Here is a 15,802-nt window from a genome sequence, read left to right as displayed (position 1 = left end):
AGCATGGCAGCAGCAAAATGGGAAGGCGTCTTCCCCGCAGTAACCACCAAATTCAAAGAGAACGAGGATCTCGACCACGCCGCGATGGAGAAGCACTTCAACTTCCAGATCGACAGCGGCGTGCACGCACTGCTGACCTGCGGTTCGCTGGGCGAAGCCAGCACCCTGTCCTTCGATGAGAAACTGGAAGTGACCAAGACCGCGCTGAACGTCGCCAACGGCCGCGTGCCGGTGCTGGTGAATGTCAGCGAAACCCGCACCGCCACCGCCTGCCGCTTCGTCGAGAAAGCGCATGAACTGGGCGTGCAAGGCTTGATGGTGATGCCGTCCGTACTGTACGCGGCCGATGCGCGTGAAGCGATGGACAATCTGCGCGTGATCGCCAAGGCCGCGCAGCTGCCGATCATGGTCTACAACAATCCGGTGTCGTACAAGGTCGACCTGACGCCGGAAGACTTCAAGGAACTGGCCGACTGCGAGTGGATCGTCGCCATCAAGGAATCGACCGACAACGTGCGCCGCATCACCGACCTGCGCAACGCCGTCGGCGACCGCTACCAGCTGTTCATGGGCGTGGATGACCTGTCGTTCGAAGGTCTGGCGGTGGGTGCGGACGGCCTGCTGGCCGGCCTGGTGGTCGCCTTCCCGAAAGAGACTGTGGCCCTGTACAAACTGATGAAAGCCAAACGCTGGGACGAAGCACTCAAGCTGTACCAGTGGTTCATGCCGCTGATGCACCTGGACGTGTCGACCAAGCTGGTACAGAACCTGAAGCTGGTGGAGCAGCTGGCCGGTGTCGGCAACGAAAACGTGCGCCGCCCACGCCAGCCGTTGCAAGGCGCCGACCGTGCCCGCGTGACCGCCATCGTTGAGAAGGCATTGGCAACGCGTCCGGACGTCAACCAGTACTTCTAACTGCGTTTGATGGTAGAGCCGCGCAAAATCAGTTGCGGCTCGATCACCGTGGTGGTGGCCGGTGTCTTGCCTTCAATCGTCGCAATCAGCTTTTCCATCGCCGCGGCGCCCATGCGTTCACTTTGCAGGTCAACCGTAGTCAATGCCGGCGACGTGTATAAACCGTATTGAATATTGTCGAAGCCGGCCACCGAGATATCTTCCGGCAGCTTGAAGCCCAGCGACTGTGCGGCTTTCATGAATCCCAGCGCGATCAGGTCGTTGTAGCAGATCAGCGCATCGGGATGCTGGGAGCCGAGCATGATGGACGAGCACATACGCTCCCCTTCCGCCGCTGTTGGCGCGCTGCCATGGTGGGTTTCCAGCTCCAGCCCATGCGCGGCCAGGCATTCGCGGATGCCGCCCAGACGTTCCTCGTCGCGGCGCGACGGCGGAAAACCCAGATAGGCGATGCGCTTGTGGCCCAGCGACACCAGATGGCGCGTGAGCATGTAGGCGCCACGGTGGTCGTCACTGATGACCCACGGGATTTCGAGGCGATTCAGGCGGCCGAAGAACACCAGCGGCTTGCCCAGCTCCGTCATCCAGTCCATTTCCGTTTCCAGCATGCGCGAGAATACGATCATGCCGTCCACACGGCGGCTCAGGGCTTCCAGCAATGGACGCTCGCGGCCGGGATTTTCTTCCGTATCGACCAGCAGCAGCGTATAGCCGTGCGCCAGCGCCACGCGGTTGGCGCCCTTGACGATGCTGGTGAAATGGGGGTTGCTGACGTCGAGCACGGACAGGCCGATGCTCTTGGTGCGGCCGGTAATCATGGACGCGGCCAGCGGGTTGGAACGGTAACCCAGCCTTGCAATCACTTCGGTGATGGTCGCTTCGACCGCAGGCGAAAAGCGCTGCGCGCCGTTGACGAACTTGGAGACAGTGGCAGTCGATACCCCGGCGGCGGCGGCCACGTCACGGATGGTTGCTACGTTTTTTTTCATTTTTCAGACTGTCGTAATACTTTGGGCTGCTGCGCCAAAGGGACAATCTTATCATGACGGCATGTTCGGTCAGTCGCTGGCGAAGCTGAAACTGGTCCGGGAACGGAATACCTGCGCCGGATACAACGCTGTAGCCGGGAAGCTGGCATGGTTCGGGCTATCCGGCAAATGCTGGGTTTCGAACGCAAAGGCGCCATAGCGCTGATAGGCCACGCCCTCGCTGCCCACTTCCGTGCCGTCAAAGCCGTTGACGGTGTAAAACTGCACCGAGGGTTCACTGGTGCTGACGACCATGCGCCGGCCGCTGGCCTGGTCGCGGATGACCGCCACCTGCGCATAGGCGCCCGCCGGCTTGGAGAACAGCAGGCTATGGTCGTAGCCCTGCACGGCCGCCAGCCGCTCGCTGACGCCGGCCGCGCGGCGGAAATCAAACGGCGTTCCTTGCACCTGCGGCATGGCGCCGGTGGGAATGCGCAGCTTGCCGGTTTCCAGATAACGGTCGGCGTCGATCTGGAAGCGGTGGCTGTCCAGCGTATTGGCGGCGGCGCCGGCCAGGTTGAAATAGACGTGATTGGTGAAGTTGTGCACCGTCGGCGCACTGGTCGTGGCCTGGTACTCGATGCGGAACTCGTCGCGCCTGCGCAGCAGCCGGTACGTCACGCTGACCTCCATCGCGCCGGGGAAGCCCTGGTCGCCGTCCGCGCTGTGCAGGCGGTAGATCGAACCTATCGAGTCTTTATCGGCAAAGTCCTGGCGCTGCCACACGCGCGTTCCCCACGGCGCCGGATCGCCGTGAATTGCCACGCCCTTGCTGTTGACCGGCAGCTGCACGGTCTTGCCGTCCAGCGTGTAACGGCCGTTGGCGATGCGCCCTGCGTAGCGGCCGATGATGGCGCCATAGCGGCCGCGCGTACGCTCAAACGCGGCAAGGTCGGGCAGACTGAGGATGATGTTGCGGCGCTGGCCGTTGCGGCCGGCGACGTCGGCCTGCACCAGCGTCGCACCGTAGTCGATATACGCCAGCTTCATGCCGCGCGCATTTTCAAGCACGACTTTTTCCACCGGCTGGCCGGCCGCCGTGACGCCGTAGGCTTGCACGCGAATGCCGGCTGTGGCGGCAGCGGATGCCGCCAGCAACCCGGCAAGGAGCACGCAGCGCATCACAGGTCCGTGATTTCCTTGTGACGCGGGACCAGCGCCTTCATCACCAGCCAGGCCGCCAGGTAAGCCAGCGCGCAGATGGTGAACATGATCATGTAGCCGGCGCCGATATTGTTGACCGATTTGTAGTAGTCGAATACCCAGCCACCCAGCTTGGTCAGCAGCACGCCGCCGATGCCGCCGGCCATGCCGCCGATACCGATCACCGACGCCACCGATTTTTGCGGGAACATGTCGGACACGGTGGTGAAGATGTTGGCCGACCAGGCCTGGTGCGCCGAGGCGCCGACTCCGATCAGCAGCACCGGTACCCAGTAACTGATCGCCCCCAGTGGCTGCGCCAGCAGCACCACCAGCGGGAAGAACGCAATCGCCAGCATGGCTTTCATGCGGCCGTCATAGGGCGCATAGCCGCGCGACATGAAGTAGCTCGGCATCCAGCCGCCGCCAATCGAGCCGACCATGGTCATGCTGTACAACACCGCCAGTGGCAGCACGATGGCCTCCCCCTTCATGCCGTACTGCGCGGCCAGATAGGTCGGCAGCCAGAACAGGAAGAACCACCACACGCCGTCGGTCATGAATTTGCCGAACGCGAAGGCCCAGGTCTGGCGGTATTTCAGCAACTGCAGCCACGACACTTTCTTCGCGGCGGCAATCGACGCGGCTTCGCTGCTCTCGGCCGGGGCGATGGAGTCGCTGCGGATATAGGCCAGCTCTGCGGACGACAGGCGCTTCTGCTGCTCCGGCTTGTCGTACAGCCATAGCCACACGCTCATCCAGATGAAGCCCAGCATGCCGATCATGATGAACGCCGCCTGCCAGCCCCAGATGGCCGCCAGCACCGGCACCGCAATCGGCGCCAGGATGGCGCCCACGTTGGCGCCGGAGTTGAAAATACCGGTGGCGAAGGAGCGTTCTTTTTTCGGGAAGTATTCGGCCGTGGCCTTGATCGCGGCCGGGAAATTGCCGGCCTCGCCTACCGCCAGTACTGCGCGCGAAATCATGAAGCCGACGATGGAGGGCACGGCGGCGACGCCAAAGACGCCGAGGATCGCCACGCCCGCCTGGCCCATCGGCACCGAGAACGCATGCATCAGCGCACCCAGCGACCAAATGGTGATCGCCACCACGTAGGCGGCCTTGGTGCCGATCTTGTCCACCACGCGGCCGGCAAACAGCATCGAGATGGCGTAGACAAACTGGAAGGCGGCAGCGATGTTGGCGTAGTCGGTGTTACTCCAGCCGAATTCGACCGATAAGGCCGGCGCCAGCAGGCTCAGGACCTGACGGTCCAGGTAGTTGACGGTGGTAGCAAAAAACAGCAGGGCACAGATGGTCCAGCGGTATTTACCGACGGACTGGGCCACCGCTTGCGCATTGACGGGCTCGCTCAGGTTCATGGCATCACTTATGTTTTGTTTATGTGATGATCTCTCGGTCTCCACGAGATCATGCTTAGTCGTATGTCATCGTACAACCATAAATGGGCAGAAGCAAGCAGAATCCACTGCTTGCGGGCCTAAGTTGTACGATGACTTATTTGGTTTTGACTAAAAGCAATGCTGCCAGGCTAATCAGCGCGGCGCCGGACAGATAGTAGCCGACGTATTGCAAACCGTAGTTGGTGGCCAGCCAGGTCGCCGCGTACGGCGCCAGCGACGCTCCCAGGATGCCGGCCAGGTTGAAGGTCAGCGACGCGCCCGTGTAGCGCACCTCGGCCGGGAACAGTTCGGACAGGATGGTGCCCAGAGGGCCGTAGGTCAGCCCCATCAGGCCCAGGCCCACCGACAGGAAGATGGTGACCTGTACCGCATTGCCGGAACCGAACATGGGCGCCATCGCCAGGCCAAACACGGCAATCGCGGCCGATACCCAGATCAGCGTGCTGCGGCGGCCCTTGCGGTCGGCCCAGATGGCCGAGAACGGAATCGTCAGCGCGAAGAACACCACGGCAAACAGCTGCAGGATCAGGAAATCCTTGCGCGAGAATTTCAGCGCGCTGGTGCCCCAGCTCAGCGCAAACACGGTCATCAGGTAGAACAGCACAAAGGTCGCCAGCGCAATCAGGGTGCCGAGGAACAGCGCGCGGCCATGGTCGTGCCAGACCGTGAGGACCGGCACTTTGACGCGCTCGTTCTTGTCCAGCACTTTCTGGAAGTCCGGCGTTTCGTGAATTTTGAGACGGATGTACAGGCCCACGATCACCAGCAGCGAGCTGGCCAGGAAGGGAATCCGCCAGCCGTAGCTGAAGAACTCGCTATCGCTGAGCGTCTGGCTCAGCAGCAGGAAGATGCCGCCCGACAGGAAGAAGCCAATCGGCGCGCCCAGCTGCGGGAACATGCCGTACCAGGCGCGCTTGCCCGGTGGCGCGTTTTCGGTGGCCAGCAGCACTGCACCGCCCCACTCGCCGCCCAGGCCCAGCCCCTGGCCAAAGCGGCACAGCGCCAGCAATGCCGGCGCCAGCGTGCCGATCGCGGCGTACGTCGGCAGCATGCCGATCACCACGGTCGAGATGCCCATGGTCAGCAGCGCCGCCACCAGCGTCGCCTTGCGGCCGATGCGGTCGCCGAAGTGGCCGAACACGGCGGAACCTACCGGACGGGCAAAGAAGGCAATGGCGAATGTCGCGAGGGATTGCAGGGTGGCCGCAGCGGGATCGCTGGCAGGAAAGAACAGCTTGGGGAACACCAGCACCGCAGCAGTGGCGTAGATGTAGAAATCGAAGAACTCAATCGTGGTGCCAATCAGGCTGGCAAACAGCACCGTAGCCGCAGAATTGGTTTTAGGCGATCCCGGATGAAGCTGGCTCATGCTTGGCGCTCCTGATTATTGGTGTGCGGGCCATCATACACACCACCTTGCAGGATTGCCAAGTATGGCTAACTGTCTATTTGCGCAAATGCCGCAGAGATGTCGTCAGCGTTCAACGGCCGCACCAGGCGCGCCACTTCCTGACCGTCGCGCAGGAAGATCATGGTCGGCCACAGCTTGACGCGGAACGAGCGTCCCAGCGGCCGGCCGGGACCGTCTTCGACCTTGTAGTGGCTCACCTTGTCGTGGCCGGCGTAGGCCTGCTGCAGCGGCGCCTGCGCGGCCATGCAATGGCCGCACCAGTTGGCGCCGAACTCCAGCATCACCGCGCCCGGCATGGCGTCGATCTCGGCGCGCTGCGGCGCTTCGGGGAGGTAGCGTGTCTTCATTTTTTAACCTGTTTGCACGGGTCGTCGCGCTGCTGCGCCGCCAGTGTCTGAATACTGTCGTAGCGACCACCGTTGTCGCTGCCTTCGATAAAGCCGACGCTGTACACGGTCAGCGCAGGCGCCACTTGGTTGAGCCAGTAGCCGACGCCGATGTCCTTGCGCACATGGCCATTGCCGGCGATGAGCACGACGTCGCGCGGCCGCTGTTCACGAATCAGCTTGGCCATCCAGATGTCACGTGCCACCTGCGCGTCAACCATGCCGCCCACCATCATCTCCGGCAGCATATTGCAGTGGCCGGTGACGATCTCCTGCTGCTGGGCGCTGCGGATGGCCGCCGGCAGCGGCTGGTCCAGCTTGTAGTCCTGGACGCTCTTCGCATCAAAGCTCGACTTCACGCCATCGCGCACCACGCGCGACGCATCGGCACGCGACAGGTTGCCGGCGATCAACGGTAAATTGTGCGTCAGCGCCAGCTGAATCACAGGATAATACAATTGCCAATCCCAGCGCGCACCGCCAGCTACCTGGATTACGCACTGTGCATCCAGGCATTTCTTTTGTGCCTTATCCAGGACGTCCTGGTTTTCACGGTCGAACTGCTCCATGACGATGGCCGGCTGCCAGCCCGCTTCCACGCGCTGGCGCAACAGTTCATACCGGAGCTTATGGCCTTGGGCATTGTCATGTACTTCTCCCAGCAGCAAAACCTGAGAAGTGTTACTATTTGGCAATAGTGGTGTAGAAGTCGCTGCTGTCTTGCCGCCAATGGCGCAGCCGGTCGCCAGAACGGCGGCCAGCAGGCCCGAAGTCAAACGAATTTGTGCTGTATATGTGAAAAACATCTGAAACGCGCGAGTGTGCATAGAATTTAATGGTTGAAGAGTATAAATTTTCTGCGCCACTGGCAAGCTGCCGGCGGGTGTTGTTGCGACGCAAAATTACGTTATCACAAAAGAAAAACAGATGGCAATATGTTATGAACTGTGATTTAATATCAGAACGGTAGCAAGTGCGTCAGCACCGCGCCGCAAATTTATCGTTTCTGTATTAGATTGACCTTAACATCCTGTTCAAAGCAACGCCAGGAGTGTAAATCGTGAAAGTTTTGTCCTTGATCTCGACAGCTTTAATTGCTTTAAGCCTTGCCGGCGCCGTACAGGCTAGTCCTGCCGCACCGGCTATCAATCACAATGTTGCACCTGCGACAATTGTACTCGCACATTGCGAAGCCAACGACACTGCGCCATGCGATATCAGCGCTCCTGTCGCCAAGACCAATGAGGCTGATCAAAATGCCTTACCGCCGGCCGACCCGAAACAACAATCTCAAAACGATCCCGCCACGCCGGTGCCGGAACCACAAACCTTTATTATGTTGATGCTGGGCCTGGTTGTACTGGGCTTTGCATCGCGCCGCCATCAGTCTTCCGAAAAGTTCTCTGACGAATAAGCTTCGTTCGACTGCAGCAAAAATCCCGCCTGGTTGCGGGATTTTTTATTTGCAGGCAGGCCGAATGTCACACCATGGACTAGAGCGCGTACTCAAAGTCGTAATAGTGCTTGCCGCCTTCAATGCGGATGTGCAGCGAACCGCTCAGGCCTGCCAGCTGCTCGCTGCCGGAATCGGGCGCCACCGCGACCGTCAGGCCCGGCGAGCCGCGCGTCATGACGCCCGTGTGGTGCAGCAAAAAACTGCCGCTGCGGCCATCCAGCGTCCCCGTCACCCGCTCGATCGCCACATACACGCCGGAGCCCAGCGCACGGTCCATATACGCCAGCATTTCGCCCTTGCCTTCGGCTTGCAAGGGGCCGTGGTAATGCTTGTCCAGCGACATGCGGCCGATGCCGCTCTCCGCCGCCACATCCGACATCGACTCCGGTTTCATGGCAACCTCAAATTCTCCCGTGACAAAGGGCATACGATCTCCTGTGATTAAACGTGCAGGCGGCTGTCGGCATGCAGCGCGGTGTCATCGACCGGCGTCACGCATGGCATGCGCAGCACGAAACTGGCGCCTTGCCCCAGCACGCTGGACACCGAGATGCTGCCGCCAAACTGCTTGGCGATCAGGTTGAATACGATGTTCAGGCCCAGACCGGTACCGCCCTGTCCGCGCCGGGTGGTGACAAACGGATCGAATACCTTGTCCAGCATGTCGGGCGGGATGCCCTTGCCGTTGTCGGTCACCTGCATTTCAATCCAGTCGCCCTGCTGCGCGACGCCAATCATGATGCGGCCCTCATCGTCCACCTCAAACGCATGCTCGACGCAGTTCAGCGTCAGGTTGGTGATGACCTGGGCCAGCGCACCCGGATAGCTGTCCAGCATGATGTCCGGCGGGCAGGCAATGCTGACGGTGATGCGCGTCTTCTTGAGCTTGGGCTGCAGGCTGGACACCACCTCATTGATATAGTCGCGCAGCTCAAAGCGGCGGCGCGCCTCGCTGACCTGGTCCACCGCGATCTGCTTGAAGCTGTGAATCAGGTGCGCCGCGCGGTAGGCGTTGTTCATGATGAGGCGCGTGCTTTCGGATGCCGTCTCCAGGTAGCGCGTGATGTCGGACTTCTTGATATTGCCATCCTGGACCGAGGCCTGCACCTTCTCGGTGGCTTCCATCAGCACCGAGGCGCTGGTCAGCGCGATGCCGACCGGCGTGTTGATCTCGTGCGCCACGCCGGCCACCAGGCCGCCCAGTGACGCCAGGCGCTCGGCCTGCAACAGCGATTCCTGCGTGCGGCGCAGATCGTCCATGGCCTTGGCCGTGGCTTGCGCCGATTTGCGCGCCTCATCCTCGGCCTCGCGGATGCGCTGGATATTCGACTTCACCTTGCGCTGGATGGCGTTGAAGCCGCGGATCACTTCGCCCAGTTCATCGTGGCGGCTGTCCGGCAGCTCTTCCACTTCATCGCTGCCGCGCGTGGCCAGGTCAAACAGACCATCGCGCAGGCGCTTGAGCGGATCGAACACGATGCGCAGCGACAGCGCCAGCGCCGCCACCAGGATCAGGTCCAGCAGCAGCACTTCGGTCACCTTGCGGCGCACCTCGGCCGCCAGCGTGGCGTCGATCTGGGCGCGGCTGAAATTGACCACCACGCGGCCCACGATCACCGGCTTGAGCGCAGCGCCGGCCGCGCCGGAATCGCGATACGCGAGGTCAGCCACCACCGGCGAACCGCCCACGGCCGCATCGTTTTCAATCGAGGTAATGGTGCCGTTCTCATTGCGCAGCTTGCCGGAAAACAGGCCGACCGAGGTATCGTAGACGCGGATCGAGACCAGCTCCGGCGGCATCATTTCGGCCGCCACAATGTTATCCACCTTGGCTTTATCCAGATCCCACAGCGCGGACGGCAGGCTGGTTTGCAGACGCGTCAGCACGCCCTGGCGCAAACGCTGGCTGCTGACCTCCAGTTCATGGCCGAGGCTGTATTGGGCGTAGGTACCCGAGATCCCCAGCACCAGCGTAACGATGACCACAAAAAGCAGCGTCAAGCGGCCTTGAATACCAAACATCTAGCAATCTCCCGACGACATGGATTTGACGGCAACGTCCCAATGTACGGTATGGACTGCGTCTTGGCAAGACAATGGTAATATCAGGAAATATGGTTCAAGAAACAATCAGGAGGCAGCATGGCAGGCAATTATCATCAACTCACGCTGGCGGAGGTGCGGCCGGGGATGGTCCTGTCCGATGTGCTGCTTGATGTGCAGGGCAATGTGCTGCTGCCGCAAGGTACGGCGCTGACCGAAGCCATGCTGGCGCTGATGCCGCGCCATGGCATCGCCGTGCTGCCCATCCTCAAGGACGAAGTGACGCCGGAAATTGTCGCCGCGACGCTGCAGCATCACGAGGCGCGCATCGCCCAGCTGTTCCGCAAGAACGATGCCGACAGCGGCAGCGACTGGGCGACCGCCACCTTGCGCCGTTTTATCACCGACTATCGCCTGGGTGTAGAGGAGACGCCGGAACATGAGTAATACGCTGAGCTACGACGACGTGGTCCGCACGCTGGACGACCTGCCTTCGTTGCCGGTCGTGGTGATGGAACTGCTCAACAGCATCGACCAGGATGATGTGGATATCTCCGTGCTGGCCAAAAAAGTCTCGCACGACCAGGCGCTGACGGCCAAGACGCTGCGCCTGGCCAATTCCTCGCTGTATGGTTTGCAGGTCAAGGTGACCACCATCCAGCAGGCGATTACCTTCCTGGGTTTCCAGACCACGCGCAACCTGATTACCGCGGCGGCCATTACCGGCTGCTTTGCCGAAGGCCATTGCCCCGGTTTCGACCACAAGGCGTTCTGGCGTCACTCGATCGCCACGGCCGCCTGCGCCAAGGTGCTGGCGCGCCAGTTGCGCTTCAACCAGGATTACGCTTTCACCGCCGGGCTGCTGCATGACATCGGCCGCCTGGTGCTGGTGTCCTGCTTCCCCAACCAGTATTCGGAAACCATCGCCTACCGCGAGCAGCATGACTGTTATCTGCTGGAAGCGGAGCGCACCGTGCTGGGCGTCGATCACGTCGACGCCGGCCTGGCGTTAGCGGAGCACTGGAATTTTTCCGATACGATGCGGCTGGCCATCGGCGGCCATCACGACCCGGAAGCGCCGGGCGCTGGTTTCCTGGCAGCGATTATTCACGTGGCCGATGCCATCGTGCACGCGCTCGATCTGGCGCAAGTGCAGGACGATCTGGTGCCGCCGGTGTCCACCGTGGCGTGGACTGCACTGGGCCTCGATGAAGAGGTGTATCTGCAATTGTTCCGCGAAACGGAGTTGCAGTATGAAGAAATTTCTATGGTGCTGCTAACCTGAGTGGCTGCCTGCCGGACCGGGTGTCATGCCCGATGCGGCAGGTGCTTGCGCGAGGAGCGCATTAATGATGCGCCGCGCTTCCTGCCGTAGCCTTGTCTGCGCCTGGACGGTCTTCAGGCTTAGGTCGACCCTGGGCGTCGGACAGGCGGTATTTGGTGCGGCGATCGCCCATCAGGTCGCGCAGGTCGCGGATGCTCATGCCGGTCACTTCATGCATGCGGATCAGCAGCGAAGCGCCGACCGGCAAACGGTGGTGACGGATTTTGCTGATGACCGGTGGCGCGACTTCCAGCAGACGCGACAGTGCGGCATCATTTTTCAGCTGCATCTTGCCAAGCAAGATATCCAGCAGGTGGTTGGGGTTGTAGCTTTCCTGGGAAGCGAGAGCATGATGTGCCATGATTTTCCTCGTTGGGTTGGGGTGAACAAATAGTGCTGGTTCGAACTTAAGCAAAACTTAGATTCTTTCAACAAAGTTTTGCTGCAGCTGATTGCCATTCATGCAAGATACCAGCGCACACCGCGCTAAGATTGTTCGACATCAATCAGTGGCTAGAAACCTTAGCAACAATGCTATTTCAACACATGGGGATGGAGTGTGTCGCACGCAAGAACTTGTAGGAAACTGTTACACAAAGCAAGTTCAGCTTTACAGCGGAGGAGGAGGGAAAAATCAGGCGGTGGTGTCGATGTGGCGGCCCAGCGTTTTCTCGTTCTGGCGACGCTGCGTATCGGCCTTTTTATCCGCTTGCTGGGCGTCACGGCGCTGGGCCGCAGCGGCGTCGTCATTGCCGCGCGCTTCATTGCGCGAGGCTTCGGTATTCTGCTTTACGCGCTGCCGGATCTGGGCATCGCCATTCTCGGCACGGTCATTCTGTTCGGTACGGCGTGCGTCCGTCGCCTGCTGGCTGCGCTGCTCGGTGCGGGCCGCGCGGGTTTCCCGCAGATTATGTTGCACCGGGTCGGGACGCGCTGCGGAAGTAACGTTGACTGCCATGATGCAACTCCATAGAAATTGCCGAAGGGCTACATCTCTACTGTAGAGCAAACAGCGCCAAAATCAAGCCCTAACGGCACTGGCGGCGGCAAATACGATAAACTATCAGTTGTGCCCTCACCGGGCCTTCTCACACCAGACATCCCATTGAAAACCAAAACTCCAGTCCAGCCGCACTACTTCGTCCCGGAGCCGCTTGATAACGCGCGCCTGGCCCACTTGTGCGGCCCGCTCGACGAGAACCTGCGCCAGATTTCTGCGGCGCTGGACGTCACCATTTTCCGCCGTGGCGAGAAGTTCATCGTCAGCGGCCACAACGCCGAACGTGCGGTGGAAATCCTCGAGCACTTCTACGCCATCGCCAACAAGATCGTGCCGATCGAAGAAGTGCAACTGGCACTGGTGGAACAGCGCGCCAGCATGCACGCCGGCCTGGCCGCCGTGGAAGCGCCTGCCGCCGATGGCGCAGCGCCCCTGTCCACCAAGCCGCGCAAGGTGGAAACCGTGCCGGCAGTCGAAATCGACATCAACAGCCCGGTACTGAAAACCCGCCGCGCCGACCTGCGCGGCCGCACGCCGCACCAGATCCGCTACCTGCGCAACATCCTCGAACACGACATCAGCTTTGGGGTCGGCCCGGCGGGCACCGGCAAGACCTATCTGGCGGTCGCCTGCGCGGTGGACGCACTGGAACGCGACGCCGTCAAACGCATCATCCTGACCCGCCCTGCGGTGGAAGCGGGCGAACGCCTGGGCTTCCTGCCGGGCGATATGTCGCAGAAGGTGGACCCGTACCTGCGCCCGCTGTACGACGCGCTGTACGACCTGCTGGGCTTCGACCGCACGCAGAAAATGTTCGAGAAACAGGTAATTGAAATCGCCCCGCTGGCCTATATGCGCGGCCGCACGCTGAACCACGCGTTCGTGATTCTGGACGAGGCGCAGAACACCACCGTCGAGCAGATGAAGATGTTCCTGACCCGTATCGGCTTTGGCAGCAAGGCTGTGGTCACGGGCGACGTCACTCAGGTGGACCTGCACAAGAACCAGAAGAGCGGCCTGGTGGACGCGATCCAAGTGCTGAAAGAAGTGCGCGGCATCGCCTTCAGCCACTTCAACAGCGAAGACGTGGTGCGCCACCCGCTGGTCGCGCGCATCGTCGACGCTTACGAAACCGCCCACAACCACGAAGCGGAAATCGCTCCCTTACTCAAAGCCACGGCTCTCAAAAATGTCCGCAAAAAATAAACTGACGCTGTCGGTGCAGTACGCAGATCCGCGCCTGCAGGAAACCATTACCCGTCCCAAAATCCGCAAGTGGATACAGGCCGCGCTGTTCGCGCCGGCCGAACTGACGATCCGCTTTGTCGCTGCCGAAGAGGGCCAGGCGCTGAACCGCGAATACCGCGGCAAGGACTACGCCACCAACGTGCTGACTTTTGCCTACAACGAAAGCGAAGAGGAGCTGCCGGAAGACGCGCCAACCCAGGCCGACATCATCCTGTGCACCGATGTGCTGGAGAAGGAGGCGGCCGAACAAAAGAAAACCGTGGAAGAACACACGGCCCACCTGATCGTCCACGGCGTGCTGCACGCACAAGGCTACGACCACATGGACGATGAGGAAGCGGAAGAGATGGAAGGCATAGAAACCGAGATCCTCGCCGAACTGGGCTACGCCGATCCCTACGCCTCCGAGCGTTCCTGACGGTTCTCTTGATTTACCAGCCGCTGTAGTTGGCCGGCACCCAGCGGTAGCTATCCTTGCCATCGGCCTGTATGTGGCCGAGCCCAGGGTAGGAAATATGCGCCGCACCAATCCAGTAACCTTCCCTGGCCGCATCGGCCAGCGCCAAGCGGCGCTGTACACGGGCCTGGCTGCTGTCCACATCGAACTTGATGGTGACATCCGGATGCGGCAATTGCACTGACGCTGCATGCAGCAGGTCGCCGATCAGCAGCAATTTCTGGCCATGGCTTTCCACCTCATACAAGCTGTGTCCCGGCGTATGGCCGTAGGCGGGACGCGCCCGCACGCCCGGCACGATCTCGGTAGCGCCATCAAACGTCTTGAGGCGGCCTGCCTTGACGTAAGGCCCCAGCATCGCCTGCGCCTCATCGAAACCATGCTGCTGGCCAGCCGCCGTGGCGCGGTTGCGCTGGTCGAGCCAGAACGCTGCATCCCGCTGGTCGACATACACCTGCGCATTCGGGAACAGCGCCTTGCCGTTCAGCGACAGCCCGCCCGAATGGTCGCCATGGATGTGCGTCAGCAGCACCGCATCCACCTGCTCCGGCGTGTAGCCGGCATTGCGCAGGCGTTCTTGCAGCCGTCCGGCACGCGCCACCACGGGCGGCTTGAAGGAATCACCAGCGCCCGTATCGATCAGGACCAGCTTGCCGCCGGTGTTGACCAGGTAGGCGTTAATTGAAATTTCCATCATCGGCTTGAGGTTGTCGTGCTGCAGCGCGCTGTCCAGCACCGCTGGCGCGATATCCGTCAGCAGCTTGTCGATCGGCAGCGTTACCGTGCCATCGGACAAGGCCGAAACCTGGAAATCGCCCAGCTGCATGCGGTACACGCCGCTATCAGTGGTGGTGGACATGGGAGCGGCGGCGTGGGCGGAGAAGATCATGGCGCTGGCCAGCAGGGAGACGAGGCGTTTCATGGTGGAAGTCCTTCAGTAATGTGGAACACAGCGCCATTAAAACCCGCTAGCATGTATACGTAAAATCGATTATTGATATTCAAGGTATAACCATGATGGATATACGAGGCGCCGATCTGCCGCTGCTGGTATCGCTGGACCGGCTGCTGGAAGAAAAAAACGTCAGCCGCGCCGCCCAGCGCCTGCATCTGAGCCAGCCTGCGCTGTCGGCCCAGCTGGCGCGCCTGCGCACGCTGTTCGGCGATCCACTGCTGATGCCGGCTGAAAACGGCCGTGGCATGGTGGCCACGCCCTACGCGCTGACCTTGCAACAGCCCTTGCGCGCCGCCCTGGAAGCCCTCAACCAGGCGGTCGCGCAGACGCCGGCGCCGTTCGACCCGCGCAACGCCAAGCGCACCTTCCGCATCGCCGGCAACGACAACAGCATCACCATGGTCATGATGTCGCTGCTGCGCCAGATCGACCAGGCCGGCGGTCCGGACCTGAAGCTGGCCTTCGTCCCGCACGACCTCAACCGCATCGTCGGCCAGATGGAGCGCGGCGAGATCGACTTGCTGGCCGGTGGCCCGCGCTTTGCGCCGGACGCCTTGCGCATCCGGCGCATCACCCAGACGCGCTACCGCATGGCCCAGCGCAAAGGCCATCCGCGCGGCACCGGCCCGCTGGACCTGGCCGGCTACTGCCAGTTGCGCCACGTGATCGTTTCCAACGAAGGCGGCTTCCGCGGCTTCATGGACGCGCTGATCGAAGCCCAGGGCTACCGCCGCGACGTGGCGGTGTCCGTGTCCCAGTACGGCCTGGTGCCGGCGATCCTGGCGGCCACCGACCTGGTCTGCTCGCTGCCGCAGGAATTCCTGGCCTGCCACACCGGTCAGCTCGACATCATCGACCTGCCGCTCGACGCCGGCCAGTTCGATCTGTCGATTGCCTGGCATCCGCGCAGCGACAACGACCCGGCCCACCGCTGGCTGCGCGCGCAGTTACTGGGAGAAAATACGTCTACCTGAGTGCATGTTTTTTTGACAAAAACCGCCCCTGTCGTCCA

The 15,802-nt window shown here is 61.5% G+C and carries 18 protein-coding genes; 7 read left to right on the top strand and 11 right to left on the bottom strand.

Annotation, left to right across the window (positions count from 1 at the left end; genetic code table 11):
* Positions 1-3: 3 nt before the first annotated feature.
* Positions 4-915, top strand: coding sequence for a dihydrodipicolinate synthase family protein (locus tag GTP58_RS17640; protein ID WP_161078552.1), 912 nt, complete (start codon positions 4-6; stop codon positions 913-915).
* Here the strand turns inward: GTP58_RS17640 and GTP58_RS17635 are convergent.
* From GTP58_RS17635 to GTP58_RS17610, 6 genes are all read right to left on the bottom strand, one after another.
* On the bottom strand, positions 912-1,904 hold the full coding sequence (locus GTP58_RS17635) for a LacI family DNA-binding transcriptional regulator (protein ID WP_161078551.1): 993 nt from the start codon (positions 1,902-1,904) through the stop codon (positions 912-914). The genes GTP58_RS17640 and GTP58_RS17635 overlap by 4 nt on opposite strands.
* A 69-nt stretch (positions 1,905-1,973) precedes the next feature.
* Positions 1,974-3,065, bottom strand: a complete 1,092-nt coding sequence (locus GTP58_RS17630; protein WP_161078550.1) for an aldose epimerase family protein — start codon at positions 3,063-3,065, stop codon at positions 1,974-1,976.
* Positions 3,065-4,468, bottom strand: coding sequence for an MFS transporter (locus GTP58_RS17625; protein ID WP_161078549.1), 1,404 nt, complete (start codon positions 4,466-4,468; stop codon positions 3,065-3,067). Before GTP58_RS17625 ends, GTP58_RS17630 begins: the two co-directional genes overlap by 1 nt.
* A gap of 136 nt (positions 4,469-4,604) precedes the next feature.
* A complete protein-coding gene (locus GTP58_RS17620) occupies positions 4,605-5,879 on the bottom strand; it encodes an MFS transporter (RefSeq protein WP_161078548.1) in 1,275 nt (424 codons plus the stop codon).
* Positions 5,880-5,947: 68 nt separating this feature from the next.
* Positions 5,948-6,268, bottom strand: a complete 321-nt coding sequence (locus GTP58_RS17615) for a thioredoxin family protein (protein WP_072788612.1) — start codon at positions 6,266-6,268, stop codon at positions 5,948-5,950.
* Positions 6,265-7,113, bottom strand: coding sequence for a ChaN family lipoprotein (locus GTP58_RS17610; protein ID WP_161078547.1), 849 nt, complete (start codon positions 7,111-7,113; stop codon positions 6,265-6,267). The genes GTP58_RS17615 and GTP58_RS17610 overlap by 4 nt, the downstream gene beginning before the upstream one ends.
* 254 nt (positions 7,114-7,367) lie before the next feature.
* On the opposite strand from GTP58_RS17610, the gene GTP58_RS17605 reads away from it, so the two are divergent.
* On the top strand, positions 7,368-7,721 hold the full coding sequence (locus GTP58_RS17605) for a PEP-CTERM sorting domain-containing protein (protein WP_161078546.1): 354 nt from the start codon (positions 7,368-7,370) through the stop codon (positions 7,719-7,721).
* Between the two features lie 79 nt (positions 7,722-7,800).
* Here the strand turns inward: GTP58_RS17605 and GTP58_RS17600 are convergent, their stop codons facing one another.
* Both GTP58_RS17600 and GTP58_RS17595 read right to left on the bottom strand, forming a co-directional pair.
* Complete coding sequence (locus tag GTP58_RS17600; protein ID WP_161078545.1) at positions 7,801-8,190, bottom strand: DUF3224 domain-containing protein; 390 nt, start codon at positions 8,188-8,190, stop codon at positions 7,801-7,803.
* 14 nt (positions 8,191-8,204) lie between these two features.
* Complete coding sequence (locus GTP58_RS17595) at positions 8,205-9,785, bottom strand: sensor histidine kinase (protein WP_072788606.1); 1,581 nt, start codon at positions 9,783-9,785, stop codon at positions 8,205-8,207.
* Positions 9,786-9,905: 120 nt separating this feature from the next.
* On the opposite strand from GTP58_RS17595, the gene GTP58_RS17590 reads away from it, so the two are divergent.
* Both GTP58_RS17590 and GTP58_RS17585 read left to right on the top strand, forming a co-directional pair.
* A complete protein-coding gene (locus GTP58_RS17590; protein WP_072788605.1) occupies positions 9,906-10,253 on the top strand; it encodes a hypothetical protein in 348 nt (115 codons plus the stop codon).
* Positions 10,246-11,091, top strand: a complete 846-nt coding sequence (locus GTP58_RS17585) for an HDOD domain-containing protein (protein ID WP_072788603.1) — start codon at positions 10,246-10,248, stop codon at positions 11,089-11,091. Before GTP58_RS17590 ends, GTP58_RS17585 begins: the two co-directional genes overlap by 8 nt.
* Before the next feature lie 61 nt (positions 11,092-11,152).
* Here the strand turns inward: GTP58_RS17585 and GTP58_RS17580 are convergent, their stop codons facing one another.
* Together GTP58_RS17580 and GTP58_RS17575 are read right to left on the bottom strand one after the other, a co-directional pair.
* Positions 11,153-11,491 (bottom strand): hypothetical protein, encoded by a 339-nt coding sequence (locus tag GTP58_RS17580; protein WP_072788600.1) that lies wholly within the window; start codon positions 11,489-11,491, stop codon positions 11,153-11,155.
* A gap of 273 nt (positions 11,492-11,764) precedes the next feature.
* Positions 11,765-12,088: a hypothetical protein gene (locus GTP58_RS17575; RefSeq protein ID WP_072788598.1), complete on the bottom strand. Its 324-nt coding sequence runs from the start codon at positions 12,086-12,088 to the stop codon at positions 11,765-11,767.
* 147 nt (positions 12,089-12,235) lie between these two features.
* Here GTP58_RS17575 and GTP58_RS17570 point away from each other — a divergent pair, with 147 nt between their 5' ends.
* Entirely contained in the window at positions 12,236-13,336 is a 1,101-nt protein-coding gene (locus GTP58_RS17570) for a PhoH family protein (RefSeq protein ID WP_161078544.1), read from the top strand.
* Positions 13,320-13,796, top strand: coding sequence for an rRNA maturation RNase YbeY (gene ybeY / locus GTP58_RS17565; RefSeq protein WP_161078543.1), 477 nt, complete (start codon positions 13,320-13,322; stop codon positions 13,794-13,796). The genes GTP58_RS17570 and ybeY overlap by 17 nt, the downstream gene beginning before the upstream one ends.
* 13 nt (positions 13,797-13,809) lie before the next feature.
* On the opposite strand, the gene GTP58_RS17560 is transcribed toward ybeY, so the two are convergent.
* The gene (locus GTP58_RS17560; RefSeq protein WP_161078542.1) at positions 13,810-14,757 is read right to left on the bottom strand and encodes an MBL fold metallo-hydrolase; all 948 of its coding nucleotides are present in this window, start codon (positions 14,755-14,757) and stop codon (positions 13,810-13,812) included.
* Positions 14,758-14,849: 92 nt separating this feature from the next.
* On the opposite strand from GTP58_RS17560, the gene GTP58_RS17555 reads away from it, so the two are divergent.
* Positions 14,850-15,764, top strand: a complete 915-nt coding sequence (locus tag GTP58_RS17555; RefSeq protein ID WP_161078541.1) for a LysR family transcriptional regulator — start codon at positions 14,850-14,852, stop codon at positions 15,762-15,764.
* Positions 15,765-15,802 lie beyond the last annotated feature (38 nt).

Source organism: Duganella sp. CY15W (assembly GCF_009857555.1).
GTDB classification, from domain to species: domain Bacteria; phylum Pseudomonadota; class Gammaproteobacteria; order Burkholderiales; family Burkholderiaceae_D; genus Rugamonas; species Rugamonas sacchari.
This window is presented reverse-complemented; position numbering and strand designations above follow the sequence as displayed.